Origin of the sequence: Truepera radiovictrix DSM 17093 (assembly GCF_000092425.1) — a bacterium.
Lineage (GTDB): Bacteria > Deinococcota > Deinococci > Deinococcales > Trueperaceae > Truepera > Truepera radiovictrix.
In genome coordinates this window covers 1,559,948-1,586,895 of the sequence record NC_014221.1, presented here as the reverse complement: position 1 = coordinate 1,586,895, position 26,948 = coordinate 1,559,948, and the positions used below count along the sequence as shown (strand labels likewise).

The 26,948-nt window shown below is 70.6% G+C and carries 26 protein-coding genes and 1 pseudogene; 12 read left to right on the top strand and 15 right to left on the bottom strand.

What is annotated here, in order from left to right:
* The first annotated feature begins 88 nt into the window (after nt 1-88).
* Genes TRAD_RS07345 through TRAD_RS07335 form a run of 3 tightly spaced genes read left to right on the top strand, consistent with a single transcriptional unit; the run spans nt 89 to nt 2,838 of the window.
* The gene (locus TRAD_RS07345; protein WP_013177972.1) at nt 89-922 is read left to right on the top strand and encodes an HAD-IIA family hydrolase; all 834 of its coding nucleotides are present in this window, start codon (nt 89-91) and stop codon (nt 920-922) included.
* 19 nt (nt 923-941) lie between these two features.
* On the top strand, nt 942-1,943 hold the full coding sequence (locus tag TRAD_RS07340) for an SDR family oxidoreductase (protein WP_013177971.1): 1,002 nt from the start codon (nt 942-944) through the stop codon (nt 1,941-1,943).
* Complete coding sequence (locus TRAD_RS07335; protein WP_049773010.1) at nt 1,918-2,838, top strand: alpha/beta fold hydrolase; 921 nt, start codon at nt 1,918-1,920, stop codon at nt 2,836-2,838. Before TRAD_RS07340 ends, TRAD_RS07335 begins: the two co-directional genes overlap by 26 nt.
* Here TRAD_RS07335 and TRAD_RS07330 read toward each other — a convergent pair.
* Both TRAD_RS07330 and TRAD_RS07325 read right to left on the bottom strand, forming a co-directional pair.
* The gene (locus tag TRAD_RS07330; protein ID WP_013177969.1) at nt 2,835-3,416 is read right to left on the bottom strand and encodes a flavodoxin domain-containing protein; all 582 of its coding nucleotides are present in this window, start codon (nt 3,414-3,416) and stop codon (nt 2,835-2,837) included. The genes TRAD_RS07335 and TRAD_RS07330 overlap by 4 nt on opposite strands.
* Nucleotides 3,417-3,587: 171 nt before the next feature.
* Complete coding sequence (locus TRAD_RS07325) at nt 3,588-3,995, bottom strand: DUF4342 domain-containing protein (RefSeq protein WP_013177968.1); 408 nt, start codon at nt 3,993-3,995, stop codon at nt 3,588-3,590.
* Nucleotides 3,996-4,123: 128 nt separating this feature from the next.
* On the opposite strand from TRAD_RS07325, the gene TRAD_RS07320 reads away from it, so the two are divergent.
* The 3 genes from TRAD_RS07320 to TRAD_RS16725 all read left to right on the top strand — a co-directional run bounded on the left by TRAD_RS07320 (nt 4,124) and on the right by TRAD_RS16725 (nt 8,326).
* Nucleotides 4,124-5,437 (top strand): amidase, encoded by a 1,314-nt coding sequence (locus TRAD_RS07320; protein WP_013177967.1) that lies wholly within the window; start codon nt 4,124-4,126, stop codon nt 5,435-5,437.
* A 294-nt stretch (nt 5,438-5,731) separates the two neighbouring features.
* Nucleotides 5,732-6,202, top strand: coding sequence for an SRPBCC family protein (locus TRAD_RS07315; protein ID WP_013177966.1), 471 nt, complete (start codon nt 5,732-5,734; stop codon nt 6,200-6,202).
* Nucleotides 6,203-6,268: 66 nt separating this feature from the next.
* Entirely contained in the window at nt 6,269-8,326 is a 2,058-nt protein-coding gene (locus TRAD_RS16725; RefSeq protein WP_013177965.1) for a putative bifunctional diguanylate cyclase/phosphodiesterase, read from the top strand.
* Nucleotides 8,327-8,348: 22 nt separating this feature from the next.
* Here TRAD_RS16725 and TRAD_RS15690 read toward each other — a convergent pair.
* Together TRAD_RS15690 and TRAD_RS07305 are read right to left on the bottom strand one after the other, a co-directional pair.
* Nucleotides 8,349-9,109: pseudogene (locus TRAD_RS15690) on the bottom strand (IS5 family transposase).
* A gap of 42 nt (nt 9,110-9,151) precedes the next feature.
* Nucleotides 9,152-10,072: an ROK family protein gene (locus tag TRAD_RS07305; protein WP_013177964.1), complete on the bottom strand. Its 921-nt coding sequence runs from the start codon at nt 10,070-10,072 to the stop codon at nt 9,152-9,154.
* Between the two features lie 441 nt (nt 10,073-10,513).
* On the opposite strand from TRAD_RS07305, the gene TRAD_RS07300 reads away from it, so the two are divergent.
* Nucleotides 10,514-11,509 (top strand): glycosyltransferase family 2 protein, encoded by a 996-nt coding sequence (locus tag TRAD_RS07300; protein ID WP_013177963.1) that lies wholly within the window; start codon nt 10,514-10,516, stop codon nt 11,507-11,509.
* A 33-nt stretch (nt 11,510-11,542) separates the two neighbouring features.
* On the top strand, nt 11,543-12,313 hold the full coding sequence (locus TRAD_RS07295) for a polysaccharide deacetylase family protein (RefSeq protein ID WP_013177962.1): 771 nt from the start codon (nt 11,543-11,545) through the stop codon (nt 12,311-12,313).
* Between the two features lie 52 nt (nt 12,314-12,365).
* Here the strand turns inward: TRAD_RS07295 and TRAD_RS07290 are convergent, their stop codons facing one another.
* Together TRAD_RS07290 and TRAD_RS07285 are read right to left on the bottom strand one after the other, a co-directional pair.
* Entirely contained in the window at nt 12,366-13,511 is a 1,146-nt protein-coding gene (locus tag TRAD_RS07290; protein ID WP_041947747.1) for an acetate/propionate family kinase, read from the bottom strand.
* 8 nt (nt 13,512-13,519) lie between these two features.
* Nucleotides 13,520-14,839, bottom strand: coding sequence for a replication-associated recombination protein A (locus tag TRAD_RS07285; RefSeq protein WP_013177960.1), 1,320 nt, complete (start codon nt 14,837-14,839; stop codon nt 13,520-13,522).
* 128 nt (nt 14,840-14,967) lie between these two features.
* Between TRAD_RS07285 and TRAD_RS07280 the strand changes: the two genes are divergently transcribed.
* Both TRAD_RS07280 and TRAD_RS07275 read left to right on the top strand, forming a co-directional pair.
* Entirely contained in the window at nt 14,968-15,396 is a 429-nt protein-coding gene (locus TRAD_RS07280; protein WP_013177959.1) for a DUF2203 domain-containing protein, read from the top strand.
* Between the two features lie 69 nt (nt 15,397-15,465).
* Nucleotides 15,466-16,401 carry an S-layer homology domain-containing protein gene (locus TRAD_RS07275; protein WP_013177958.1) on the top strand — a complete coding sequence of 312 codons (936 nt, stop codon included), beginning with the start codon at nt 15,466-15,468 and terminating at the stop codon, nt 16,399-16,401.
* Nucleotides 16,402-16,512: 111 nt separating this feature from the next.
* Here the strand turns inward: TRAD_RS07275 and TRAD_RS07270 are convergent, their stop codons facing one another.
* From TRAD_RS07270 to TRAD_RS07240, 7 genes are all read right to left on the bottom strand, one after another.
* Nucleotides 16,513-16,758: a hypothetical protein gene (locus TRAD_RS07270; RefSeq protein ID WP_013177957.1), complete on the bottom strand. Its 246-nt coding sequence runs from the start codon at nt 16,756-16,758 to the stop codon at nt 16,513-16,515.
* A gap of 49 nt (nt 16,759-16,807) precedes the next feature.
* Nucleotides 16,808-17,512, bottom strand: coding sequence for a metallophosphoesterase (locus tag TRAD_RS07265; RefSeq protein ID WP_041947188.1), 705 nt, complete (start codon nt 17,510-17,512; stop codon nt 16,808-16,810).
* A gap of 62 nt (nt 17,513-17,574) precedes the next feature.
* On the bottom strand, nt 17,575-18,108 hold the full coding sequence (folK, locus tag TRAD_RS07260; protein ID WP_013177955.1) for a 2-amino-4-hydroxy-6-hydroxymethyldihydropteridine diphosphokinase: 534 nt from the start codon (nt 18,106-18,108) through the stop codon (nt 17,575-17,577).
* A complete protein-coding gene (folB, locus tag TRAD_RS07255; protein ID WP_013177954.1) occupies nt 18,095-18,448 on the bottom strand; it encodes a dihydroneopterin aldolase in 354 nt (117 codons plus the stop codon). Before folB ends, folK begins: the two co-directional genes overlap by 14 nt.
* A 1-nt stretch (nt 18,449) precedes the next feature.
* The gene (gene folP / locus TRAD_RS07250; protein WP_013177953.1) at nt 18,450-19,403 is read right to left on the bottom strand and encodes a dihydropteroate synthase; all 954 of its coding nucleotides are present in this window, start codon (nt 19,401-19,403) and stop codon (nt 18,450-18,452) included.
* 45 nt (nt 19,404-19,448) lie between these two features.
* Complete coding sequence (locus TRAD_RS07245; RefSeq protein ID WP_013177952.1) at nt 19,449-20,750, bottom strand: bifunctional folylpolyglutamate synthase/dihydrofolate synthase; 1,302 nt, start codon at nt 20,748-20,750, stop codon at nt 19,449-19,451.
* On the bottom strand, nt 20,737-21,252 hold the full coding sequence (locus tag TRAD_RS07240; protein WP_013177951.1) for an HD domain-containing protein: 516 nt from the start codon (nt 21,250-21,252) through the stop codon (nt 20,737-20,739). Before TRAD_RS07240 ends, TRAD_RS07245 begins: the two co-directional genes overlap by 14 nt.
* Nucleotides 21,253-21,501: 249 nt before the next feature.
* Here TRAD_RS07240 and TRAD_RS07235 point away from each other — a divergent pair, with 249 nt between their 5' ends.
* Nucleotides 21,502-23,085, top strand: coding sequence for an FAD-dependent oxidoreductase (locus TRAD_RS07235; RefSeq protein WP_013177950.1), 1,584 nt, complete (start codon nt 21,502-21,504; stop codon nt 23,083-23,085).
* A gap of 131 nt (nt 23,086-23,216) precedes the next feature.
* Here the strand turns inward: TRAD_RS07235 and TRAD_RS07230 are convergent, their stop codons facing one another.
* On the bottom strand, nt 23,217-24,599 hold the full coding sequence (locus tag TRAD_RS07230; RefSeq protein ID WP_013177949.1) for a mercuric reductase: 1,383 nt from the start codon (nt 24,597-24,599) through the stop codon (nt 23,217-23,219).
* A 328-nt stretch (nt 24,600-24,927) separates the two neighbouring features.
* Here TRAD_RS07230 and TRAD_RS07225 point away from each other — a divergent pair, with 328 nt between their 5' ends.
* The gene (locus TRAD_RS07225) at nt 24,928-26,145 is read left to right on the top strand and encodes an EAL domain-containing protein (protein WP_083770753.1); all 1,218 of its coding nucleotides are present in this window, start codon (nt 24,928-24,930) and stop codon (nt 26,143-26,145) included.
* Nucleotides 26,146-26,202: 57 nt separating this feature from the next.
* On the opposite strand, the gene TRAD_RS07220 is transcribed toward TRAD_RS07225, so the two are convergent.
* The gene (locus TRAD_RS07220; protein WP_013177947.1) at nt 26,203-26,928 is read right to left on the bottom strand and encodes a hypothetical protein; all 726 of its coding nucleotides are present in this window, start codon (nt 26,926-26,928) and stop codon (nt 26,203-26,205) included.
* Nucleotides 26,929-26,948: the final 20 nt, after the last annotated feature.

Sequence of the window (26,948 nt, the reverse complement as noted above, 5' to 3'; positions counted from 1 at the left end):
CGAATGGTCGGGGCGTCCTCACCCGGCGCGCCCCGCCTCAAACCCCTCACGCCCCGCAGCGCCCAAGGTAAACGGGGTAAACTCCCCCATGACCATCTCAGGGATCATCCTGGACATGGACGGGGTGCTCTGGCACGGCGAGACGCCCCTGCCCGGACTTCAGGAGCTGTTTCGCACGCTCTGGGCGCTGCAGCTGCCCTTCGTGCTGGCGACCAACAACGCCACCAAAACGCCCGCGCAGTACGAAGCGAAGCTGCAGCGCTTCGGCGTGACGGTGGCGCCCGAGCAGATCCTCACCTCGCCGGGCGCCGCCGTCGGGTACTTGCGGGAGCGCTTCCCCGCGGGCACCCCCGTCTACGCCGTCGGCGAGCGGGGGCTTCACGAAGCGCTCCTAGAGGCGGGTTTTGACGTCGTCGGGCCCGACGAGGTGCGCGCCGGCGCCTCGCCGCCGGTAGTCGTCGGGGGGCTCACCACGCACAACCTCTCCTACGAGCTGCTCGCGACCGCCAGCTTGCTCGTCCGGGGGGGGGCGGCCTTCGTCGCCACCAACGGCGACCGCACCTACCCGTCCGAACGGGGGCCGCTGCCGGGGGCGGGGGCCGTCTTGAGCGTTATCACGCAGGCGACGGGCACGCCGCCCACGGTGGTCGGCAAACCCCACCGGGCGCTGTTCGACGAGGCGCTGCGCCGCCTCCGCGTCCCCCCCGAGCGGGCGCTGATGGTCGGCGACCGCCTGGACACCGACGTCGTCGGGGCGCAGGCGGCGGGGCTCAAGACCGCGCTCGTGCTCACCGGGATCACCCGCCACGAGGACTTAGCGCGCTCCGAGGTGCAACCGGACTTCGTGCTAGCGGACCTAGACGCGCTCACCGCGTGGCTGACGGCGCAGCTTACGCCCCGTGCGGCAGGGGAGCTAGCGTGAAGCGCGCGGAGGGGGGTTCGTGAGGGTTCTGTTCCTCGGCGGTACCGGCGTCATCAGCTCGGCTTGTTCGCAGCTCGCCGCCGAGCGCGGCGTCGAGCTCTACGTGCTGAACCGCGGCCGGACGGCGCGGCCCGTCCCAGAGGGCGCGACGCTGCTGCAAGGCGACGTTCGCGACCCGGCCTCCGTCGAGGCGGCGCTCGGCGGCTTGGGGTTTCGGGTCTTCGACGCGGTGGTCAACTGGATCGCCTTTACCCCCGAACACCTCGAGGCCGACCTGGCGCTCTTTCGGGACCGCACCCGGCAGTACGTCTTTATCAGCTCGGCCTCGGCGTACCAGACGCCGCCGCAGCGCCTGCCAATCACCGAGTCGACCCCGCTCCGCAACCCCTACTGGCGCTACGCGCAGGGCAAGATCGCCTGCGAGGAACGTCTCACACAGGCCTACCGCGACGAGGGCTTCCCCATGACCATCGTCCGGCCGTCGCACACCTACGACCGGACGCTCCTACCCTTCGACGGCGGCTACACCGTTCTCGACCGGATGCGCCGCGGCGCGAAGGTGATCGTCCACGGCGACGGCACCTCCCTCTGGACGCTGACCCACCACCGCGACTTCGCGCTCGGCTTCGTCGGGCTCCTCGGCAACCCACAGGCGCTCGGCGAGGCGTTTCACATCACCTCGGACGAGGTCCTCACCTGGAACCAGATCGTTGACCTCGTGGCGCGCGCGGCGGGGACCGAGGCGCGGGTCGTGCACCTGCCCTCGGAGCTGATCGCCGCTTTTGACGCCGAGTGGGGTGCCGGGCTCCTGGGGGACAAAGCGCACAGCATGGTCTTCGACAACACCAAGATCAAGCGCGCCGTGCCCGAGTACCGGGCGACGGTGCCGTTTGCCAGGGGCGCCGAGGAGATCATCGCCTGGTTTGACGCCGACCCCGCGCGGGGGCGCGTCGATGCGCGCATGGACGCCCTTATGGACCGTATGATTGGGGCTTATGAAGGGGCCTTCCCGCACCCTTGACCGGCCACGCCCGAGCCTCGCGGTGCCCGCGCGCTTTGCGGACGTGCTCGGCCACCGCACCCGCTACCTCGCCCTCGGCGAGGGGTCGCCCGTGCTGCTGCTGCACGGCCTCAGCCGCAGCCTCGAGGACTGGTCCGCGACGCTAGCGCCGCTGGGGGCGCACCACCGCGTCTACGCCCTCGACCTCGCGCAGTTTAACGCCGCGTCGCGCGACGCGTACGCCGCTCTGGGCGACTTTGCGCACTTTGCCAAGGCATTTTTGGACGCGGTCGGGGAGCACCGGCCGCTCGCTGTGATCGGCAACTCGCTCGGCGGCGCCGTCGCGCTGCGCTTCGCGGCCGACTACCCGGAGCGCGTCGCCAAACTCGTGCTCGCGGGCTCTGCGGGCTTTGGCCGCGGGCTCCTCTGGCTGCTGCGCCTGCTGGCGCTGCCCGGCGTCGGCGAGCTGTGCCTCGCCCTCGACCGGCTCGCCGCCGAGATCGCCCTGCGCTGCATCTTCTACGACCCGCGGTTTGCGACGCGCGCGCGCGTGCGCGAGACCCTCGAGCTCGTTCGGCGACCCGGCGCCAAACGGGCGCTGCTGCGCGCCCTGCGCGCGTTCGGCTCGCCCCTCGGGGTGCGCGCCGCGTGGCGCCGCGAGCTCGCGCAGCGCCTCGCCGCCCACCCGGTACCGATGCTGGTGGTGTGGGGCGAGCGCGACCGCATCCTGCCGGTGCGGCACCTTCAGCGGGTGCGGCGGCTCTACCCGCACGCGCGGACCCACTTGTTCAGAAACACGGGACACGCGCCGCAGCTCGAGCGCGCGGCGGCCTTTAACCGGCTGGTGCTCGAGTTTTTAGCCGAAGCCGCGCTGCCCGACGCTCCAAAGGCGCGCGGCCGAGCGGCCGGCGTTTAGGCCGAGAGCGGCGCCCTGGGCGCGGCGAGCGCCTGCGCCAAAAAGCCCTTGGCGAACGCCTCGACCCGGTCCCAGTCGGTGTAGACCACGTCCTCGCTGGTCACCGTACCGCCGCCCAGCTGATAGTCCAAGAGCTCGAGCACCAGGCGCTTAAAGTAGTCGTAGCGGGCGTGCCGCAGCGCGCCGGCGAAGCTCGCGGTGACGAGCGGCTTGAGGCCGGTGTCCTCCACAAAGGCCGTGATGTAGCCCTGCGCCTCGCGCTGCTTGTCGGGGTGGTGCACGGCGGCGGAGAGGCACACCGAGAAAAAGGCGGTCGGCAGCTCTGCGAGCGCCTCGGCGTGCGCCTTGGCAAAGTCCACCACGCTCGTCTGGTGCTGCCCCTGGTGGACCGAAGCGCCGAGGATGAGCGCGTCCCAACCGCCGCGCGCGAGCAGCTCCCCCGCCTCGGCGGCTGCGGCGAGTTTGACGAACGCCCCCTCCCCCCGGAGGGTGTCGGCGACGCGCGCAGCGACGTCGCGGGTGTGGCCTTCGGTCGTCCCGTACACGACCAACACGCGGGTGCCCTGGTGGCTTCTCATAGCTCGCTCCTCCCGGCAGGTCAGCGTTAGGCTAGCGCGTGACGCGTTGATCCCCTTAGTGTAGGGCGCGCGGCGCCACGCTTCGCCCCCCAAAGCGCGGCGCCGCCCTACCACTTAAGGTGTAGCGGTAGGGCGGCCCGTGTGCTTGGAGGTGGGGTTTGGGGCTGGTGCTTAGGGTTGCGGGGTCGGGGGGGGCGGGTCGCCGGGGCCCTCCTCCTCGCGGATGACCTCGAGCTTGACTTTGGAGACGAGCGCGGCGATCGCCCCCAGCGCGGCCAAGAGCGGCGCCGCGAGCGTCAAGATCCCCCCCGCGACGACCCCGACGGTGAGCGGCACGCTGATGAGCTCGAACCCGTCTTGGGTGCGGAGGATGACGCGCTTCGTGGTGCTGTCTTGGACGAGCTCCTTGATGCGGTCGACGAGTTGGTTGCCGGCGACCTCGACCTCCTCGACCCAGGTGCGCTTCTGCCGTTGGGCGCCGGTCGCCCCTTCGGTTTCCGGCGCGCTCGCGTCGTGGTTCGGCCCCGGCACGCTTGGTCCCTGTGCGTTTGGCCCTTCTGGCTCGGGCGGTGTGGTCATGCGATCTCCTTTCGCGTCCTCGCTTATCATAACGCGGCAGACTGAGCTGAGCGCGCGCCGAAACGGACAACGGGGGCAACCGGACCTCCTCCAGGGGTAGGGCGCCGCCCGCACTTCTAGGAGAACTGATGAACCCAACCGACCTCACGACAGCCTCCGCGACGAAGCTGGCCGAAATCATCCGCACCGGGCAGGTCACCTCCGAGACCGTCGTGCGCGCCCACCTAGAACGTATTGCGGCCGTCAACCCCTCTCTTAACGCCGTCGTGCAGCTCCTCGCCGATGCGGCGCTCGAGGAAGCGCGCCGAGCGGACCAGAGGCTCGCGCGCGGAACCGTACTGGGGCCGCTTCACGGGGTGCCGTTTACCGTCAAGGACTGGCTCGAGACCGCCGGGGTGGTCTGCACGGCGGGCGACGAGCGCTACCGCCGACACGTGCCTAAAGAGGACGCCACGGCCGTCGCCCGCCTGCGCGCGGCGGGCGCGGTGCTGCTCGGCAAGACGAACGTGATGGCCCAAAACCCGGTCTACGGGCGGACCCATAACCCCTACAAGCTCGGCTACTCCCCGGCGGGCAGCAGCAGCGGGGAAGCCGCCCTGATTGCAGCGGGCGGGTCGCCCCTCGGGTTGGGCAGCGATTCGGGCGGGAGCATCCGCCAACCCGCGCACAACTGCGGGATCGCCGGCCTTAAACCGACCACCGGGCGCGTGCCGCTGACCGGGCACCTGCCCAGAATCAGCGCGATGAACGACCCACGCACCGCGGTCGGCCCGATGGCCCGCTTTGTGGAAGATTTGGCGCTCGCGCTGCCCATCTTGAGCGGCCCCGATTGGCGCGACGCGAGCGCCCTGCCGGTGCCGCTTGGAGACCCGCTCGAGGTCACCCTACCGGAGCTGCGCGTCGCCGTTTACACCGAACACGAGGGCGCGTCGCCGACCCCTGAGACCGCTGCAGCCGTCCGCCGGGCGGCGGAAGCGCTCGCAGGGGCGGGCCTCGACGTCGAGGAGCGTATCCCGCCCCGCGTCGAAGAAGCCTACGCCATCACCCGCGACTACTGGCGGCGGCCCGAATCCGAATCGTGGGAGCGGTGGGAACCCGACGGCGAGGCGACGCTCTCCAGCGAGGCGGTCGAGCGCCACCTCTTCGCGTGGGACCGCCTGCGCCGCGCGCTGATCGGCTTTATGGCGCGCTTCGACGTCATCCTCACCCCCGCCGCCGAAAGGCCCGCCGCCCCGCACGGCGAGCCGGAGGGCGGCATCCCCTACACCCTGCCCTACAGCCTGACGGGCTACCCCTGCGCCGTGGTGCGCGCCGGGACGTCACCGGAGGGGCTGCCCATCGGCGTGCAGGTGGTCGCGCGGCCTTGGCGCGACGACGTGGCCTTGGCCGTGGCGTATGAGCTGCAACGCGCCCTCGGGGGGTGGCGCCCGCCGCCCCTATAAGGCGGGGAGCACCCACGGCGGGCCGTGGCGACCCTAGCGCTTCAAACGCGGCCCTCCGGTGATGAGAGCGTCGGGCGCGCCTGCACGAACAGCGCGGACGTTTGCCGCGCCCAGGCACTTGGAGCGAGCCACACGGACGACCAACCCCACCCAACCCGGTAGCCCTGGCCCGCAGCCGGCAGCACCCCACCGGAGCCTGCCCCCTACCCTTTGTAGGTAAACGCGTAGGTAAACGCCAAGCAGCCCCCGCGCGTTCGGCGTACCGTACGCTTCAGCATCACTTAGGGAGGCAGCGTGAGCGAGTTCGAGCACAGCACCACCATCCAGGCGTCGCCGGACGAGGTCTTCGCCTTTATCGGTAAGGTCGAAAACCTCCCCAAATACCTGCCGACGACCAAGAGCGCGCAGCCGCAGGGGAGCGAACGAGTGCGCGTGCAGGGCGAGGCGCGGGGGCACCCCTACGACGCCGACGGCTACTTTCGCCGCGACGCGGCCCGTCACCGCCTCGAGTGGGGCGCCGACGAGGGGCACTATTCGGGCTGGTTGGCGGTCGAGGCGCAGGGCGAGGGCGCGCAGATGACCGTGCACCTGTCGTTTTCGGGCGGCCCACCGGCGGGCGAGGGGGGCGCGCCAGGTGAAACTGACCAAGCGGGCCCTAACCGTGAACAGATCCAAGAGGGGCTCGTAAAAGCGCTTTTGTCCATCAAGAACTTTGTTGAAAAGGGCCGCAGCGGGGGTAAAGAGGCGCCGAGCGCGGCGACCTAGACCCCTTTGCGAACGTGGAGGGCTGTGTAAGAGCGCCGTCAGACACCCCCGTGTACACTTCCCGTCATGACCCGCCTGCGCCAGCGAAGTGTGCTCCGCCTTCTCTACGCCTCTACGCTCGGTTTCGGCGCCCTCGTCGGCCTCGCCTTCCCCCCCTTCGCGGCGCTGCTCCTCGACACAGAACGCGCCCTGGAGCCGTCCTTTTTCGCCCTCTGCCTCGCCGCTGGACTCTTGGTCGGTTGGGCCAACTGCCGGCTCTTCGGGCGGGTCATCGCGCGCGAACTCGGGTGCGTGGTGCGGCGGATGCGGGCGCTTCACGAGGAGGTGCTGCGGTCGCCGGAGCTGACCGACGGCGACCTGATCGCGCCGCTGCCGGTAACGAGCCACGACGTCATCGGGGAGATCGCAGGGGCGTTTAACACCCTTGCCCAGGGGGTCATCGACCGGTTGCAGAGGGCGCTACGCGACGCTCGGGAGAGCGAGGCGCGCTTTCGGCTGCTCACCGAGAACGTGGGCGACGTCGTGTGCCTGCACGAACCGAACGACCCCTTGGCCTACGTCAGCCCCTCGTGCGCGGCGCTCCTCGGCTACGCCCCTGAGACGCTGCTACACACCGATCCCTTGTCGTGGCTGCACCCGGACGACGCCGTGAGGCTGCGGCAGGGTGCGCTGCGGGAGGTGCTCGCGGGCACACGCGACACGCTCACCTACCGCGCGCGGCACAAGGATGGTCGCGACGTCTGGTTGGAGACGCGGGTGCGCGCGGTGCGCGACGAGACGGGTCGCACCGTGCAGCTGATCAGCAGCTCGCGCGACATCAGCGAGCGCGTCGCGGCGCAAGCGGCGCTCGAGCGCAGCACCCTCTACGACGCGCTCACCGGGCTGCCCAACCGCGTGCTCTTTCACGACCGGCTCGCCGGGGCGATCGAGCGCGAAAAACGGCGCCCCGACAACGGCTTCGCGGTGCTCTCTCTCGACTTCGACCGCTTCAAGGCGGTCAACGACGCGTTCGGCCACGGCGTCGGCGACGCGCTGCTCGGCGCCATCGCCGAGCGCTTGCGCCGCTGCGTCCGGCCCTCGGACACGGTCGCGCGCCTAGGCGGCGACGAGTTCACCCTCCTCCTCACCGACCTCGCCGACGCGGGCGAAGCGCTCAGGGCCGCCGAAAGGGTGCTGCGCGCGTTTCAAACGCCGCTCACGGTGCGCGGACACACCCTCAAGATCAGCGCCAGCATCGGCGTGACCGTCAGCGCGACCGGCTACGACCACCCCGAGGAGGTGCTGCGCGACGCCGACATCGCCATGTATCAGGCAAAGACGCAGGGGCGCGCGGGGTATCGGCTCTTCTCCCCCACCATGCGCGACAGGGTGCTCGAACGCCTCGCGCTCGAGCACGACCTGCGCGCAACCCTCGCCTACGGGGCGCTCGAGGTCGTCTACCAACCCATCATCGCCGTGCAGCGGGGCGTCACCGTGGGGGTCGAGGCGCTCGTGCGGTGGCCTCACCCGCTCCGCGGCCCCGTGTCGCCGGCGGTGTTCGTGCCGCTCGCCGAGGAGGCCGGGCTCATCCCCGAACTCGACCGCTTCGTGCTGCGGCGCGCGTGTGCCCAGATCAGCCAGCTGCGGGCGCGCTACCCGATGGCGCCGCCCATAACCCTCAGCGTCAACCTCTCGAGCCACTCGTTCGCGCAACCCGGCTTCGCCGCGAGCGACCTCAAGCTCGAGATCACCGAGCGCACGCTCATGGACCAGACGGAGACAGTCGCGCAGGTGCTCTCGCAGCTCCGTGACCTCGGCGTCGGGTTGCACCTCGACGACTTCGGTACGGGCTACTCGTCGCTGTCGTACTTGCAGCACCTACCGGTCAGCACCCTTAAGATCGACCGCTCGTTTGTCGAGCGGATGACCGAGAGCGCGGAGAGCGCCGAGCTGGTGCGCACCGTCGTGGCGATGGCCAAAACCCTCGAGCTCGAGGTCGTCGCCGAGGGGATCGAGACCCCCGAACAGCTCCGCGCCCTCCAGGAGCTCGGGTGCGACTACGCTCAGGGGCACCTGCTCTCCAAACCGCTGCCTCTAGCGGGGCTCGAACAGCTTTTGCGCGCGCCCTTAGCGACCACCCGCTAAGGCGCTAGGTTCTGTTGACGTTTCACCGTAGCCAGATGAGGGTAGAGGCAAAATGGAGGAAACTGAGGTAATTGCGAGCGAGCTTGTCGAAGCGCGAGAAGCAACGTCTGTAGTGTTTCAGCTTGCCAATGAAACATTCGATGAGGTGGCGTTCTTTGTAAAGCTCCGGGTCATACGCGCTGGGGTCTTTGCGATTTGACCTGGGTGGAATAACCGCTTGTGCTCCGTTCTCGGCGATAGTGGTGCGGATGTGTTCGGCGTCGTAGCCTCTGTCGCCAAGAACGAAGTCGGCTTCGTACCCCGTCAGCAAGGCCTCAGCGTGAGGTGCCTCGTGCGCTTGACCTGCCGTGAGCAAGAGACGCAAAGGATTGCCCAAAGCATCGACGGTTACGTGAATCTTGCTGCTGAACCCACCTCTGCTGTAACCGAGGGCTTGCGCTTCTTGCCCCCTTTTACTTTGGGTGCGCCCGCAGCACAAGCATGTGCGCGAATCACTGAGCTGTCAATCATTACGCTTTCCATATCGGGGTCGGCGGCAAAATGCTCGAACATCTCATGCCAGACTCCCCGCTCGCTCCAGCGGTCAAAGCGTTTGTAGACGCTGTTCCAACTGCCATACTTCTCTGGCAACAAGCGCCACTGTGCGCCGCTGCGGTCCATCCACATCACAGCCTCGATAAAGCGTTTGCACTTACGCGCTTTGCCCACATGTACCCGAGGGTGCTCGCGTAGAAACTTGAGGATTTTTCGCCACTGGTCTTGCCTGAGTTCTACCGTGCTCATACCTATTTCTAGCATCTACGCTCGTTAAAGTGTCAACAGAACCTAGAGGGGGGCGAGGGGCGTGCTCTGCGACAGCTGCTGCGCCGCGACGCTCGCCGCGCCGATCACCCCGGCGTCGGTCCCGAGGGCTGCGGGGAAGAGCTTGACGCTCGGGAACCCCTCGGTAAAGCGGTCGGCAGCGGCTTGCACCTTGTCGAGGTAAAACGCCCCTGCCTGCGCCATCCCACCGCCGATGACAAAGCCGTCCGGTTCAAAGGCCTTGAGCAGGTTCGCGAGCGCCAGGCCCGTGTAGTAGGCCGCGTTCTCCACGACGCGCAGCGCCAGGCGCTCCCCCGCCCGGGCGCGGTCGAAGACCTGCGCGGTCGTGAGCGCAAAGCCGTAGGCGTGCGAAGCGTCGCGCGCGACCGCCCGCCCCGCCGCGAGCGCCTCCCAGCAACCGTGCTGGCCGCAGCCGCAGAGGGGCCCGCCGGGGAGCAGGGTCATGTGGCCGACCTCGCCCGCGACCCCGTGCACCCCGCGGATCACGCGCTCGCCGACGAACACGCCGCCGCCGATACCCGTCGAGATGGTGACGTAGATGCTGCTCTCGAGCGCCTGCGCCGCGCCGTAGAGGTGTTCGGCGTACCCGGCGGCGTTGGCGTCGTTTTCGAGCACCACGGGGAGCCCGAGCCGCGCGCTGAGGTCGCGCGCGACGGGCGCCTGCTCCATCCCCGGGATGTTGGGGGCGAAGATCACCCGCCCCGCGGCGATGTCGAGGGGGCCGGGCGACCCGAGACCGACGCGCTCGACCTCGGGGTGCTCCGCGAGGAGCTCCCGCGCGGCCGTCTCGAGGGCGCCTAAAACGGCCTCGTAACCGGTGCGCGGGGTCGGGAGCTGCGTGCGGCTCAGGATCTCACCTCGCGAAACCACCGCGGCGGCGATTTTGGTGCCTCCCAGGTCGAGGCCGAGGGTCGTACTCGTCATAGGGGTACGCTATCACGCCCCCTAGGGCGGGCGCGCTGCCTACACCCCTCACGCCCACGTCACGCCCAACCGCGCGGTCGCGGAAAGGGGGCGCCCCCGAGCGTAGCGGCGCCGAGCAGCCTACGAACCGCACGCTCCGGCAGCTCCTTACCCATCAGCACCTCCGCGCCCCCGTGGGCGGGGCGCAGGAACGCCGCCGTAACGCTCAGCCCTTATCCTCGTTGGGACGTGAGACGTTCTCGCCGCGCGCTCCGGACCGACGGACCCCTGCAGTCGCCCGTGCCCCACGCCGCTCACCCGGATGGGGACTCGAGTTTGGGCGCGGGTCCCCTGAGCCTCTCAGACAGCTCCGACCACTCCCGGGTAGCGCGCACCTCGGCCGTTACGCGGGTGTCGTCACCGCCTCTGTAAGCGCCACACCCTGAAGGAGGGTCGCCCCCCATGGAACCGCTAAGCAGCACCGCGCCCGCCCACAGCCCCCCCGATACCAGCCCCTTGGATACCAGCACGCTGAGAACCTCCGTGGTCATCTGCACCTACACCGCCGAGCGGCTCGAGTGGCTCGAGCGCGCCGTCGCGTCGCTTTTGCAGCAGCGCCAGCGCGCCTTCGAGATCATCGTCGTGGTCGATCACGCGCCGGAGCTGCTCGCGAGGCTCGAGCAGAAGCCCTGGCCGGGCGTCACGGTCGTCGCCAACCGCTACGGTAGGGGGTTGTCGGGGGCGCGCAACACCGGCAGCGCGCTCGCGCGCGGCGAACTCGTGGGTTTTTTGGACGACGACGCGGTCGCCGAACCCGAGTGGCTCGCGCGGCTCAGCCGCTGGTTCAGCGACCCGCGCGTGCTCGGCGCCGGCGGCTACGTCAAACCCTCCTGGCGTGAGGCGCTCGCCCAGGGTTTTCCACCCGAATTTTTGTGGGCGCTCGGGTGCTCCTACACGGGGCTGCCCGAGCGCCCCGGTCCGGTGCGCAACCTTTTCGGCGGTTGCATGGTGGTGCGCAAAAGCGTGCTCGACACCGTGGGCGGCTTTCGCGAGGGGACGGGACGCACCGCGACCGAGCTCTACGGCTGTGAGGAGACCGAGCTCTGCATCCTGGCCCAGGAGCGGATCCCCGGCGGCCGCTTCATCTACGACCCGGCGGCCGTGATCCACCACCACGTACCGCAGACGCGCCTGAGCGCCACCTACCTCTGGCGCCGCTGCCTCGGAGAGGGCCGTTCAAAGGCGCGGATGCGGCGCGCGACCCGGAGCGCGCTCGCCCTGCGCAGCGAACAGCGCTACCTCCTTCGCGTGCTGCCCCAGGCCTTCGCCGGCGACGCCGCGCGGCTCCTTAAGCGCGACCGCTGGGCGGCCCAGCGCCTGCTGCTCCGAACGGTCGGCCTCGGCGGCGCCCTTTTCGGCTACGCGCTCGACACCCTCGAGGCGCGGCGCCGACGGTAGCGCCCCGAGCGCCCCCATTCCCAAGGAACCCCGATGTATCCCATCCTCATGTACCACGGCGTGGGCCGCACCGACGTCAGCGCGCTCGAGCGGTTTTTCGTCCCCCCCGGTCTCTTTCGGGAGCAGCTCGGCGCACTTTGCGCGGCGGGCTACCACCCTATGACCCTCCGCGACCTCCTACACCGCACCCACCCCCCCGAGCGCCCGGTGGTGATCACCTTCGACGACGCCTTCGAGCACCTTCTAGAGGACGCCGTGCCAGCGTTGATGCAGTACGGTTTTCCGGCGACGATCTTCGTCCCGACCGCCTTCGTGGGAAAGAAGGCGGCGTGGTTGCCGGGGGGTGGCGCGGCCCTGGCCGTCCTCGGACCCCGAGACCTCACCGGACTGCACGCGTGCGGCTTCGAGATCGCCGCGCACAGCCGCACCCATGCGCACCTCGACGAGCTGCCGCAGGGCGCGGCCAGGGACGAAATCGAAGGCTCCAAGCGCGACCTCGAGGCGCTGCTGGGCGCGGCCGTCGAGACCTTCGCCTACCCTTTCGGGCACCACCGCGCCGAGACGCAGCGGCTCGTGCGCGCTGCGGGCTACCGCGCCGCCTGCGCGGTCGGGCGCCGCCTCGCCACGGCGCGCGACGACCTCACCGCGCTACCGCGCCTCGAGGTCACCCCGTGGACCACCCCCGAAGCGCTCGTCGCCTCGCTGTCGCGCCCACAACCGGGCGCGCTGACGTGGCTTACGCGGCGCCGCGACGAGGCGTACGGCTCCGCGCGGCGGAGCCTGCGGGCTCTCGGGCTGCGCTAGAACGGTCCACGAGCGCGTCACGGTTGGTCGCCCAGAGGCCCGGCGGGCGCGGCTAAGCGAGCCCCAACACCGCCACAGCGGCCTCGGCGATCATCCGCTCCTCGTCGGTGGCGATCACCAGCACCGCCACCCTCGAGCCGTCGGCGCTGATGCGCGTCTCGTGGGCGTCGTTGCGCGCCGCGTCGAGCTCGATGCCCAACACCTCGAGCCCCGCTAACGACCGCGCCCGCACCGCCGCGTCGTGCTGGCCGATGCCCCCCGTAAAGATGACGGCGTCGAGGCCGCCCATCGCCGCGGTGAGGGCCCCCACCGCGAGGCGCACGCGGTAGCAAAACACCGCCACCGCTTCGGCGGCCGCCGCGTCGCCCTCGGCAGCGGCGCGCGCCACGTCGCGCATGTCGTTCGAGACGCCGGAAAGGCCCAGCAGCCCCGAGCGTTTGTTGAGCAGCTCGCTCAGCTCGGCGACGCTCATCCCACCCTCTAGCAGGTAGAGCAGCACCCCCGGGTCGACGTCGCCCGCGCGCGTCCCCATGACGAGCCCCGCTAAGGGCGTCATCCCCATCGTGGTGTCGACCGAACGCCCCCCCGAGACCGCCGCCGCCGAGGCGCCGTTGCCGAGGTGGAGCGAGACGAGCTTGAGTGACGCGCGCGCTCGGCCCAACACTTCGGCCGCGCGGCGCGTGACAAAGTCGTGCGAGGGGCCGTGGAAGCCGTAGCGGCGCACGCCACGCGCCTCGTACAGCGAGCGCGGCAGCCCGTAGAGGTAGGCGTGCGGCGGCAAGCTGGCGTGAAAGGCGGTGTCGAACACGGCGACCTGCGGCACGTCCAGAAGGGCGCGCGCGGCGCGGATGCCCTCTAAGTTGGGCGGGTTGTGCAGCGGCGCGAGGTGCGACAACCCCTCCAAGTCCGCCAGCACCCCCTCGTCGACCACCACGGGCGCGGTGTAGCGCTCGCCGCCGTGGACCACGCGGTGCCCGACAGCCCGCACCTCCGCGAGCGGCACATAAGCCCCCAAAAGCTCCAAGCAGGCCCGGAGCGCGTCCGCGTGGTCCCGCACGCCGGTGACGGGCAACGCGCCCAGGCTCGAGGACCCCGCGACGTCGCCGCCGATCCGCTCGACCAGAAACGCGTGGCCCTGCGGCAGCAGCTTGACCTTGAGAGACGAACTGCCCGCGTTGACCACCAACACGGGCGGCAAGGGGGCGGTCACGGCGCCCCTCCTTTCTGGCCCTCTGGCGCTTTCTGCCGCGCCGCCGCGCGCCGCTCGGCAAAAGCCGCCAGGCGCTCGCGCACCCGCGCCTCCCAACCCTCACCGTCGGCGGTGTAGTAGCCCCCGGCGACCCCTTCGGGGAGGTAGGTCTGGCGAAAGCTCCCCTCCGGGTCGTCGAACAGGTAGCGGTAGTCCGCGCCGTAACCGAGCGCTCTCATGGTGGCGGTCGGGGCGTTGCGCAGGTGCAGCGGCACGGGCGCCTCGCCGTGGCGCTCGGCTTCCGCGCGCGCCCGCTTCCAGGCGGTGTACACCGCGTTCGATTTGGGCGCCAGCGCCAGGTAGACGGCCGCCTCGGCGAGCGCCAGCTCCCCCTCGGGTTGGCCCAAAAACTGCACGGCGTCGCGCGCCGCGAGCGCGAGGCGCAAGGCGTTGGGGTCAGCCAGCCCCACGTCCTCGGAGGCGACGCGCACGAGCCGCCGCGCGACGTAGAGGGGGTCGGCGCCGCCCGCGAGCAGGCGCGCGAGCCAGTAGAGGGCCGCGTCGGGGTCGCAGCCGCGCACGGCTTTATGCAGGGCGCTCGTGAGGTTGTAGAAGTGCTCCCCCCCTTTGTCGAGCTCGAGCCCCTTGGCCTGCAGGGCGGCGCGCACACCGGGGAGCGCCAGACGCCCCTCGTGGGCGTACGCAGCGGCCGCCTCGAGGGCGGCGAGCGCTCGGCGGCCGTCGCCGAGCGCCCACGCCGCGAGCGCGCCGAGCGCCTCCGCGGTGACCTCGAGCGCCCCCCCGAAGCCCTCGGGGTGCGTAAGCGCGCGCGTGAGCAGCGTCCGCACCTCCTCCTGCGTCAGGGGCTCCAGGACAAAAAGCTGCAGGCGCGAGCGGAGCGCGCCGGTCACCTCGAAAGACGGGTTTTCGGTGGTCGCCCCGATCAAGGTCAGGGTGCCGTCCTCGACGAAGGGCAAGAGCAGGTCCTGCTGCGCCTTGTTAAAGCGGTGCACCTCGTCCAGAAAGAGGAGCGTCTGCCCCCCCTGCGCGCGCCGCTCGGCCGCCTCGGCGGCGACGGCGCGCACCTCCTTGACCCCAGCGGTCACCGCGGAGAGCCCCACGAAGTGCGCCCCGCTGCTCTCGGCTAGAAGCCGCGCCAGCGTGGTTTTGCCGACCCCCGGCGGCCCCCACAGCAGGAGCGAACGGAGGCGCCCCGTGGCCATCACCGCGAGCGGTTTTCCGGGCCCTAGCAGGTGGCGCTGCCCAACGATCTCGTGCAGCTGCCGCGGGCGAACGCGCTCGGCAAGGGGGATAAGAGAGCGGCTCGGGTCGGTCACCGCCCCAGCTTATCACCTTCACGCTCCCTTAACCTTGACAATAGGGCGCTAAGATTTTGTGTGAAAGGTGACATCGCAAACCGGTATCATGGCGTACACTGGTACGCAAGGAAAGGACGGGAGTCATCATGTACAAACTGTTCACCAAAGAGCAAGCGACCGCCCTGCTGCCCGTCGTCGACGAGAAGCTGCGCGAACTGCAGGGGGCAGTGCGCGACATCGCGGCCCTCCGCAGCGAGTTGCAGTCGCTCCCCCCTACGAGCTTGCGCGCCCAGGCGGCGGCCGAGGAGCTCAAGTTCGTGATGGCGGCGGCTTACGCCACGAAGCAGGAGCTCGACCGCATGGGGGTCTTTGTCCAGGACCTCGAGCGCGGTTTGGTCGACTTCCCCAGCCGCTTGGGGGCCGAGGTGGTCTACCTCTGCTGGGAGCAGGGTGAGGACGCTATTACCCACTTTCACCGGCTGAACCAAGGGGTCGGCGCGCGGCGCCCGCTGCCGCTACACGCGCCCAACCAGCACGCCCCGACAAACGGCACCGAACCGCGCGCGAGCGCCTGAACCGCGACCACAGAACACGTCACACTCCGCCGCGTCGCCCCTAGCGTAGGCTTGGGGGTGGAGGTGGAGATGAAACGACCCTTACGCCGCACCCTGAGCGCTTGGGCGCTCGCCGTGGGGCTCTGCACCGGGCTGGCGGCCGCGCAGACCCCCACGGGCGCCACCCAACCGGCGCCGGAAGCGTTTTACGACCTGCCCGACACCCACTGGGCCTACCGCGCCGTGCGCGCGCTCACCGAGCTCGGCATCTTGACCGGCTACCCCGACGGCCGTTTTGACGGCACCCGCGCTGCGACGCGCTACGAGCTAGCGGTCGTCGCGGCGCGGCTTTTAGAGCGCCTCGAGGCGGCAGTCCCCCCCGGAGCGGCGGCGGGGAGCGCCGCGCAGGAGGCGCAGACATTCGAGACCACCCGCCGCTTGGAGGCGCGCGTCGCGGCGCTCGAGGCCGCTCTGCGCGAAGCCCAAGCGTCTACGCAGCCAGCGAGCGCCGCTCCCCAAACCGCTCAGGAGGCCGAGCAGACCATCCCGACGCCAGCCGCCGAAGCGCGCGCCGGCGACCCCGTAGCGACGCCCCTACCGGAGCTGCAGGTGCAGTTTAGCGCGCCGCCAGCGCACCCCTTTTATGTCGGCATCTCCCCCGGCGTCATCTCGACCGCCGGCGACGTGTACTTGAGCGTGCAGGCGGGTTTCGACAACCTCATCGGCCCCGTCGGACCGGCGGCGCGGCTGACCTTTAACGGCGGCAACCGCGAGCTGCGCCTGGCCCTCGACGCCCTCGCGCGCGCCGACCTCCTCAGCGAAGACCTCAAGCTCTACGGCGGTTTGGGCGTCGGCGGCACGGTGCGCCCGAGCGGCGGCGCGTGGCTTCTCGAGGCGCCTTTCGGCACCGAGTACCTGCTCACCCCGCGCTTGGGGCTCTTTGTGCAACTCGTCACGTCTTACGGTTTTGCGCCGGTGAACAACGTCGACGCGGAGCTGTCGACGGGGTTCAACCTGCGGTTTTAGGTACTGTTTTATAGGCGACGTCCGTTTGAGGAACCGTCGTTGTACCCCTCAAACGGACGTTTCTCGCAGCTTGGCAGCCCTAGAGCAGCAAGCACCAACTAACGTAAATGATTACCCTAAGAATTGATAGATACTGATTAGCACGCCTAGAGCGCCGAAAAGAATGAAGATAAGGTTTCTCAAGTTGTTGATCTCGCCCCGCAGACTTCGGATTTCTGCGCGCACGTCCGCCAGCCCTTGGGTCAGGTCCGTTTCAAGGGTTCCCATACGCCGATCCATCTGCTCATAGGCGCCCTCGAGTTTAGCGATGCTCAACTCAAGGGGCCTTGGGGCCTCCGGTTTTAGGTTTGCGTCCATGATCTCATCCTTGATACCTAAGCTATCATAGTGCTGGCACCTTAAAACGTCAGTCGTTGTCCGGCAAAATCAACCTTGGCACGAACTCGAGCGCGTCCGCCGCGACCAAGTAGGCGGGGGCCTCGCCGACGTGCTCCACGACGCGGCCCCGGTAGTCGCCGTGAAGGTGCCCGAAGACCACCGCGTCGGGGGCGGCCGCCGCCAGACGTTCGGTAAACCCAGAGGGTTCTAAGCGCGCGTTCGTCGGCGGGTAGTGGAGCATCACCACGAGCTTGGTCCCCACCTCGCGGAGCCGTTGTGCGGCTTGAAGCGACAGGTCGAGGCGCGCGAGCTCGCGCCGGTAGATCCGCTCGTCGTCCTCGCTAAAACCGGGGGCACCGGGGCACACCCAACCGCGCGTCCCCGCGACGACGACCCCCCCAAAGCGCAGCGCGTCGTTTTGCAGCGCGTACATCCCCTCGGGTAGGGCGGCGCGCAGCTTGGAGACCGACGGCCACCAGTAGTCGTGGTTACCGCGCAAGAGAACCTTGCGCCCCGGCAGCGCGGCGATCGCCCGCAGGTCGCCGAGCGCGTCCTCCAAGCTCATCGCCCAGGAGATGTCACCGGGGACGAGCACGAGGTCATCGTCGGCGACGGTGCGGCGCCAACCCCTGAAAAACGCCTCCGGGTGGCCCGCCCAGGTGTCGCCAAAGACGGTCATGGGTTTAGGATGCGCGCTCGAGAGGTGGGGGTCGGCGATGGCGAAAACACGCATACCGCCCAAGCTTACCGCGCCCACGCCGCCGCCTGCGCCCCTCGGCGTGAGGCGCTACCGCGTCAACCCCACGCCAGAGGGGTCCGGACGACCGGCGGCGCGCCCCCGAGCGCTCGCAGCGCGTCACACGCCAGGGTACCCGTCACCGGATGCCGCCAGCTCGGCGCCAGCTCGCAAAGGGGCGCCAGCACGAAAGCGCGCACCATCATGCGGGGGTGCGGCAGGGTGAGCCTCGGGCTCTTTTGGACGCGCGCGCCCCACGCCAAGAGGTCGAGGTCCAAGGTGCGCGGCCCCCAGCGCTCGCTGCGGACGCGCCCGCAGCGGCGCTCGAGCTCTAAGAGCACCGCCATGAAGCGCTCCGGCTCCTCCTCGAAGGGCGTGAGCTCTAAGACCGCGTTGAGGTAGTCGGGTTGCCCCGGCGGGCCGCCGACCGGCGCGGTGCGGTAGAGGCTCGAGGCGCCCCGGATGCGGCTCACGCTAGAGAGCGCGGTCCGGGCCCAGCGCAAGCTCGCGAGCGGGTCGCCCAGGTTCGCCCCTAGCGCGACGAAGACACCTTCGACGCCGCCGCTGGCGCTATCGCCCTCACGAACGCTCACGCACGACCTCCGCAAAGACGTCGCGGAACACCCCCGGCAGCGGCGCGTGCGGTTTGTGCACCCGCACCAGCACGCGCCGCAGGGGGGGGTGCGCGGCCAAAAGGCGGGTCGCGATGTCGACCGCCAGGGCCTCGATGAGGGCGAAGCGCTCCCCTGTCACGCGCGCCCGCACGAGCGCGTAGACGGCGCCGTAGTCGACCGTCGCCGCGAGGTCGTCGGTGCGTGAGAGGGGCAAAAAGAGCTCGACGTCGACGACGAAGCGCGCGCCCAGCTCCCCTTCTGCCGCGAAGACGCCGTGGTGGGCGTGAAACTCGAGCCCCGCGAGCACGATCCGGTCCACCTCAGGTCTCCCCCACAGCGCCCTCGTCCGCGAGCGCCGCCCACGCTTTAAGCGCGCTGACGTGGGCGGCCACCTCATGCACCCGCACCATGCTGACCCCCTGCTGCACCCCCCAGAGGTGCAGCGCCAGGGAGCCCGCGTCGCGCGCCTCGGGCGCTTCGGCGCCCGTGAGCAGCCGCACGATCCCCTTGCGCGAAGCGCCCAGCAAGACGGGGTGGCCGAGCGCGGTGAACGCCCGCAGGTTCCGCAACAGCGCCAGGTTGTGCGCCAGGGTCTTGCCGAAGCCGATGCCGGGGTCGAGCAGCACGCTCGGGACGCCCGCCTCGAGCGCCGCGGCGGCGCGCGCCTGCAAAAAGCCCCGCACCTCCCCCACCACGTCCTCGTAGTGGGGTGCGTCCTGCATCGTCTTCGGCGTCCCCTGCATGTGCATCACCACGGCCGGCGCCCCCGCGGCCGCGCAGACGCGCACCATCTCGGGGTCGCGCAGACCGCTGACGTCGTTGACGAGGTGCGCGCCCGCCGCGAGCGCCGCGGCGGCGACCTCGGGTTTGTAGGTGTCGACGCTGAGCGGCACGGGCGCCCCTTTAAGGCGCGCGAGCACCGGCAACAGCCGGTCGAGCTCGACCTCGGCGGGGACGGGCTCGGCGCCGGGGCGGGTCGACTCGGCGCCGACGTCGAGCACCGCCGCCCCCGCCGCGATGAGCGCCTGCGCGTGCGCTGCGGCCCGCTCCGGCGCGAGGTAGCGGCCGCCGTCGGAGAACGAATCGGGGGTCACGTTGAGAATCCCCATGACGGCGACCCCCGACCAGCGCCAGCGCCACCCCGCAGCGGTGCGGACGCCCCCGGGGACGGGGTAGGCGAACGTCAGGCCGTGGCCGGTTGGGGTGGACGCGGGTCTGGAGGGTGGGGTGGTCACGGGTTTATCGTACCGGCTCTCGGCGGGGTAGGACTTCATGTTATTTAATTCACAATACTCTGGTTCGTGAAAATTTTGTTTGCCTCACTGGAGCCGCTCCCACCCCTCACCCGCTTCCCCCACGAGCAGCGGGCGCACCTCGCCGACGAGGTAGAGGCTGCCGGCGACCACCACCGTCTCGCCGGGCTGGCTGCTCTCGAGCGCCAGCGCCAGCGCCGCCTCCGGCGTGGGGGCGACCTGCGCGGGCCGCGCCGCGTCGCGCCAGAGCGCGGCCAGGGTTTCGGGCGGGCTCGAGCGCGGGCTGAGGCGGGCGCGCGTGGCGATGGTCGCCCGCACGCTCCCGGCGAGGGCGCGGACCATCTCGCGGGCGTCCTTGTCGGCTGAGGTGCCGAAGACGAGGAGCGCGGGGGCCACCCCGAGGCGCTCCAAGGTCGCCGCGAGCGCCGCCGCCGCCGCCGGGTTGTGCGCCCCGTCGAGCAGCACCGTGCGCCCCCGGTAGGGCACGGGCTCGAGCCGCCCCGGCCAGCGCACCCCCGCCACGCCGCGCACGATCGCCGCGTCCGGGACCTCCAGGGCGCGCGCCGCCGCGACCGCGAGCGCCGTGTTGGGCACCTGGTGGGCGCCGATGAGGGGGGTGCGCACCGCCAGCGCCCCCGCCGGCGTCCCGACGGTGAGGCTCGAGCCCCGCCAGCCTTCGTCGCGCGCCGTGACCGAGATCTCGTGCCCGAGCCGCCACAGGGGGGCCCCCAAGCGCGCAGCCTCGCGCGCGATGACCGCGAGCGCCTCCCCCGCCGCGCCGGTCAGCGCCAAACGGCCGGGCCGGAGGATCCCGGCCTTTTCAATGGCGATCTCGGCGACCGTCCCCCCCAAGACCTCGGTGTGGTCGAGCGCGACCCCGGTGATGACGCTGAGGCGCGGCGAAAGGGCGTTCGTGGCGTCCAAGCGCCCGCCGAGCCCGACCTCCATGACGGCGACTGTAACGCCCGCGCGGGCGAAGAGCAAAAGCGCGACGGCCGTGGTGATCTCGAAAAAGGTGGCGCCCAAGCGCTCGGCGTGAGGCCGCACGTCCTTGAGGGCCCTCAGCAGCGGCGCTTCCCCGACGGGCTCCCCCGCGAGCGTAAAGCGCTCCCGAAAGTGCGTGAGGTGCGGGCTGGTAAAGCGGCCCACGGGGCGCCCCGCCGCGTGCAAAATCGACGCGAGCGTGCTCGTGACGCTCCCCTTGCCGTTCGTACCGCCGACCAACAGGCTCTCGAAGGCCCCTTCCGGATGGTCTAAGGCGGCTAGCAGCGCGCGCATCCGCTCGAGCCCCAGCTGAACCCCGAAGCGCTGGCGGGCGAAGAGCCAGTCGAGCGCCCCTTGCAGCTCGGGGTCTTTAGAAGCGCGCATCGGCCCGCCGGAGGAGCTCGGCCTCCGGGTCACCCGCCGGGTGGTGGTGCCGCGCGACGAGCTCGGCGACGCGCGGGTCGCCGCCGGCGGCGAGGATCAGCTCGGCGCCGTAGCGGGGGTGGTGGCGCCGCCGTTGCCACGCCCCGCGCAGCCCCCGCAGGCGCGGCGCGTGCGGCAGCGCGCGGGGGGTGTAGAGGGCGACCAGGATGCGCTCTAGAGGGCGGTAACGGCGCCCCGACTTGCCGACGTCGTGCAGCAGAGCGGCGCGCAAGAGCGTGCTGGGGGCGGCGGGCTCGAGCGTCAGGAGCGCGCGAGCGACCCCGCACGCGTGCGCGCGGTCGCGCACGTCCATCCGCCGGTAGAGCGCGTACTCGGCGCGCGGCAAGACGCGCGCGGCAAAAGCGTCGTCGGCGCGCGCCAGGCGGGGTACGAACGCCTGCGCGGTCCGCCAGAGGGTGCTCACCAGGCGCGGCGGGGCGCCATCGAGGAAAAACCACGTCACAGAGCTAGTGTACCGGGTTGCGGAGGGCACGGGGTTGGTGGCCTGTGGGTTGTAGTTCGTGGCTTGTGGTTCGCGGCTTGTGGTTCGTGGCGTGTGGTTCGCGGCCTACCAGCCACGGGCCACTTGCCACACGCCACCTACCTCTTGCCACTTGCCACACGCCACACGCCACTTGCCACGCGCCACCGGCCCCCAAACTGCAAGCCGGGCTCCGGAGCGGGCTGCGGCCACCCGGTAGAGTGGGGCACCATGACAACTCACCGCGTAGCTAGAGCGCGCGACGTGCGCGAAGGCGAACTCTACCCCGTCAAGGTCGGCGAGACCGACCTCGTACTCGTCCGCGTAGGGGGCGAGCTGCACGCCCTCTACGGCCGCTGCACCCACTACGGCGCGCTGCTCGCCGAGGGTATCCTGAGTGACGGCCGCCTGGTCTGCCCGTGGCACCACGCCTGCTTCGCCGCCGCGACGGGGGCGCTCCTCGAGCCCCCCGCCCTAGACGCCCTGCCGCGCTTTGAGACCCGCGTCGAGGGCGACGAGGTCTTCGTCACCCTCCCCGACCCCGTGTTAGGGCGCGTCCTCCCCGAGGGGGCGGGGGCGCCGGAGGCGGACGCGCGCCGCTTCGTCATCCTGGGCGCCGGCGCGGCGGGCGCGGCGGCGGCCGAAGCCCTGCGCGAGGCGGGGTTTCGGGGGCGCGTGCTGCTTGTGGGCCAAGACGGCCCCTACGACCGCACGCTCTTAAGCAAGGACTACCTCAAAGAGGAGGCGACGAAGGGCTGGATCCCGCTGCGTGACGGGGCCTTTTACAGCGCATGCGACATCGAACGGCTCGAGGCTCAGGTGACGCGCGTCGACCCGGCCGCGCAGACCCTCACCCTGGAGGGCGGCGAGACGCTGGCCTACGACGCGCTGCTGCTCGCGACCGGCGGTGCGCCGCGGCGCCTCGAGCTGCCCGGCGCCGAGCTCGAGGGCGTCCACACGCTGCGCACCCTCCACGACGCGCGGGCGCTCCTCTCGGAGGCCGAGGGGGCGCGGCGCGTGGTGCTCGTCGGGGCGAGCTTTATCGGCATGGAGTGCGCCTCGAGCCTGCGCGCGCGCGGCCTCGCGGTCACGGCCATTACCCCCGACACCGTCCCCTTCGAACGCCTTTTGGGGAGCGCCGTGGGGCGCGCGTTCGCCGAGCTGCACCGCCAAAACGGCGTCACGCTCCTGACCGAGGCGCAGGTCGCGCGCTTTGAAGGGGAGGGGCGCGTCGCCGGGGTCGTGTTAGAGGACGGCCGCGCGCTGGAGGCCGACCTCGTGCTCGTCGGCGTCGGGGTCGAACCCGCGACGGGGTTTCTGGCGGGGGTACCTCTAGAGGACGACGGCAGCCTCGCCGTCGACGGGTCGTTTCGGGTCGTGGGCGCACCGGGACCGCTCTACGCCGCCGGGGACGTCGCGCGCTACCCGAACCCCTACGGCCCCGGGCGCATCCGGGTCGAGCACTGGCGCGTGGCGATGCAGACCGGGCGCGCCGCCGCGCGGGCCATGTTGGGGAGCGCGGAGACCTTTGACGGCGTGCCCTTTTTCTGGACGCTGCAGCACGGCAAAGGGCTGCGCTACGTCGGGCACGCCGAGGCGTGGGACGAGGTCGTCATCCAAGGCGACCTAGACGCCTGGGACTTTTTGGCGTACTACCTCCAAAAGGGCCGCCTCGCCGCCGTCCTGGGTGCCGGGCGCGACGCCGATCTCTGCCGCGTCCACGAGTGCATGCGGCTTAGAAGCCTCCCCGCCGCCGATGAGTTGCGGGGCCGGGCGGTGGACTGGGCGGCGCGCCTCAGGACTGCACAAGGGTGAGGGGTGTGTGGCGCGCGGCTCGTGGCTCGTAGCAAGTGGCCGCTAACTTGCAGTCCACTAGCCACAGACCACTTGCCACAAGCTCTCGAGCTAGCGCTCCGCAACCGCCACGCCGCCAGACCTCGAGCGCTTCAGGCACCCAACCCCTTGACGACGCTCTTGGTCGCTTCCGAGAGCGTCGGGTGGATGTGGAGCGCCCTGTCGAGCACCGTGTAGGGAGCACCCGCGTTCATCAGCGCGACGAAGACGTGAACGAGCTCCGCCCCTTCGGCAGCGAGCACGGCGGCACCTAAAAGCTTCTGCGTCCTCGCGTCTACGACCACCTTGACAAAACCGTCCTCCTCGCCGAGCGCCCGCGCCCGCCCGTTTGCCTTCATGTCGTAGGTCGCCACGCGGACCTCGAAGCCCGCCTCCCTCGCCTCGCGCTCGCTCATCCCGACGCGGCCGAGCTGCGGGTCGGTGAACATGGCGTAGGGCACCAGGCGCTCGGCGGTCCGCTCGCCCTCCCCGAGGAGCTGCGAGGCGAGCACCTCGAAGTCGTCGTAGGCGGTGTGGGTGAACATCGGCCCACCGCGAATGTCGCCGGCGACCCAGATACCCGCGACCTTCGAGGCGAGGCGCTCGTCGACCTCTAAAAAGCCTCCGTCGTCCGGCTCCAGGCCCACGGACGATAGGTCGAGCGCGTCGGTGTTCGGTTGGCGCCCCGCCGCGATCAAGAGGTGACTGGCGGCGACCCTCTCACCGCCCTCTAGGTGCAGCTCTAACCCCTCGCTCTGCGCCGACACGCGTTCAACCTGCGCGCCCAGGTGGAAGCGGACGCCCTCCCCCTCCAGAAGCGCTTGCAGCGCGCGCGACACGTCCTCGTCCTCGCGCGCGGCGATCCGCTCGGCGGTCTCAAAGATCGTCACCTCGCTCCCCATGCGGCGGTAGAACTGGCCGAGCTCGAGCCCGATGTACGACCCGCCGAGAACCGCCAGGTGCTTCGGCACGGTGCGCTGCGCGAGCCAGGTCTCGGCGGTGAGCACCCTGCCGCCCTCCACAAGCGCCTCTAGCCCCTCAATGGGCGGGATGGCCGTGCGCGTCCCCGTGTTGAGCACCACCGCCCCCGCGCGCAGCGTCTCGCCCCCGACCTGCACCCCAAACGCCTCGCCGTGGCGCCCCGCGAGGCGCGCGCTACCCTCGATGAGGCGGACGCCGGCCTCGTCGAGGGTGCTGCGCAGGCTCTGCCTCGAGCTTTGCAGGATGCTTTCAGCGCGCGCCAAGACCGCCTCGAGGTCCACCTCGACAGCACCCACGTGCACCCCGTAGTCGGCCGCGCGGCGCGCGAGGTGCGCCACCTTGGCCGAGCTGATGACCGCTTTTGTCGGGGTGCAACCGAAGTTGACGCACGACCCGCCGAGGTGTTTGCGCTCGGCGAGCGCTACCTCCCGCCCCGCTTCGGCGAGCGCCCGCGCCAGGGGGACGCTCGCCTGACCCGCACCGATGATGATCACGTCAAAGTCCACGTCAGCCACGCTGCTCCTTTCCGTGCGAGCCCCCGGGCCCCCACCCCCGCACGTTCACGAACGCCGCCAGCCTACTCGAGCAAGCCACCCTGGGCGCTCCTGCGACCCCTCGGCGGTGACGGGAGCTCCGGCCGAGGGGCTAGCCCGACTCTACGCCCTCTGGGGCGTTACGACCTGGCCTAGGCGCACGAAGCGTCGGCGAGCGGTCTCCAGCGGCCATAGCGGGTGAACCCCCCGCCGCCCCACCCTCTAAGCTAGGTGGGTTGGGTGTAAGCGTTTTGTCAGAAGGGCCAGCTTACGCTGTCCCGAAGGATGCGCAGTGGTGAGGGGGACAACGATGACGATCACGACGAGCGCTACCGCTACGGCGGACGCGTCTACAACCAGGGCCCAGGAGGAGGCCGTGCCAGACGTTGCGGGGACGCACGAGGCGGGTGGCTGCACCTTCTGCGCGAGCGCGCCAGCGCCCGCCGACGAAGCGGGTACGCTGCACCTCACGCACCCCTTGGGGCACACGCGGAGCAAACTGCGGCGGGCGCTCGCGGCGCGCTTCGAGCTGCAACCCTCGGCGCTCGGCGCGTTCGCCGTTAACGTCCCCGAAGGGCGCCTGCATGAAGCCACCGAAACCGCTTGGGAGGCGCTCAGCGCGTTCGAGCGCGGCAGTTGCAGGGTCTTCTGGGACGCGCCGAGCGAGGCGCGGGGCGCGCGCAAGGTGCTCGAGCGCACCCTGACGCTCGACGGGCTGCGGGCCCGTCTCGGCTCGAGCTGGCTCGTGGCCATGCTCCACGAAAAGCGGTTTTACAACGCCTTCCAACCCATCGTCGCCGCTTCGGACCTAGAGACCCCTTACGCCTACGAGTGCCTGCTACGCGGGCGCCTGGAGGACGGTCAGACGGTCTACCCGGACGCGATCTTTAGCACCGCCCGCGCCGCCGACCTGCTTTTTCAAGTCGACCGCGCGGCGCGGCTGAGCGCCATCAGCAACGCGCGGGCGTGCGGCATCAGCGTACCGCTCTTTATCAACTTCAACCCGACCGCCATCTACGACCCCAGGTTCTGCCTCCGGAGCACCACCCAGGCCATCCGCGAAGCGGGTATCGCCCCGCACGACGTCGTCTTCGAGGTCGTCGAGAGCGATCACATCGGCAGCGTGGAGCACCTGCAGACCATCATCCGCTTCTACCGCGACCAGGGCTTTCGGGTCGCGCTCGACGACCTCGGTTCGGGCTACAGCTCGCTCACGCTCCTTGCAGAGCTGCGCCCCGACTTCGTCAAGTTCGACCGGGGGCTCGTCAGCGGCGTCCACACCGACCCCTTCAAGCAGAAGCTGCTCGCCAAGCTTCTCGAGCTCGCCCACGAACTCGGCGTCGCCACCCTCGCCGAAGGGGTCGAGCGCGACGAGGAGACCGCGTGGCTGCTCGCGCACGGCGTCGCGTACCTGCAGGGGTACGCCTTCGCCCCCCCGCGCTGCCGCCACCTTTACCGAAGCGGCGCCGCTAGGCGCGCAGGTGGCTCGTGGCCCGTGGTCTACTGGCTACTGGCTACTGACTGCTGACTACTGGCCACACACCACACGCAGCGCTCGGGCGGCGACCGACGAGCGGCCCGCTCCCTAGGCCGACGCCTCCGAGGGCGCCCCCAACTCCGCCCCCATAAGCGTCATGGCCGCCTCCATGAGCGCCGCTTCGGCGAGCTCGGCCGTTTCGAAGCGGCGCCCGTCGGCGAGCTCGAGCGCGAACGAAAACCCCCCCTCACCGACCAGCACGCTCGCCCAACGTACCTCGAGCCCCGCTGCGTCGTGCCAGCTCTCAGGGAGCGCCGTTACGAGCGCGTGCGCCTCCGGGTTCGGCAGCAGCGCCTGCAGCTCCTCGTGGCGGCTCGCGTCGAGCGCGAGGAGCTCCGCTTCGTACTCGAGCGCGACGAACGCCTCGTCGGCCGCGGCGAGCGTCTCGGCGAGCACCGTGCGCCGGCGCAGCTGCTCAACGTCGAAAGGGTCAATCGGCACCGCGACGAGGAGCGTCTCCCCGTCCGCCTCCGCAGTGGCGGCGCTGAGCAGCAGGTGAGGCGCGCCGACCCGCGCCTCGGCCTCCAAAAAGGGTTCGATGGCGTCGTGGCCCGCCTCGGTGAGCGCGTACATCTCGAGGTTAAGAGCGCTCTCGAACCCCTGCCGCTCGACCCACCCCCGCTCCAGGTAGAGCGCCACGTCCTTTTCGGAAACCTCGTGCACGGGGCTCCCCTCGAGGTAGAGGTACCACTGCGCCTCGGAGCGCTGGTGCACCAGCAGCGCCCCCTGGGCGAGGTCGGTGAGGTCGTCGATCTGCTCGGGCGAGAGGTCCATACGCCAGTTTACTGGATGCG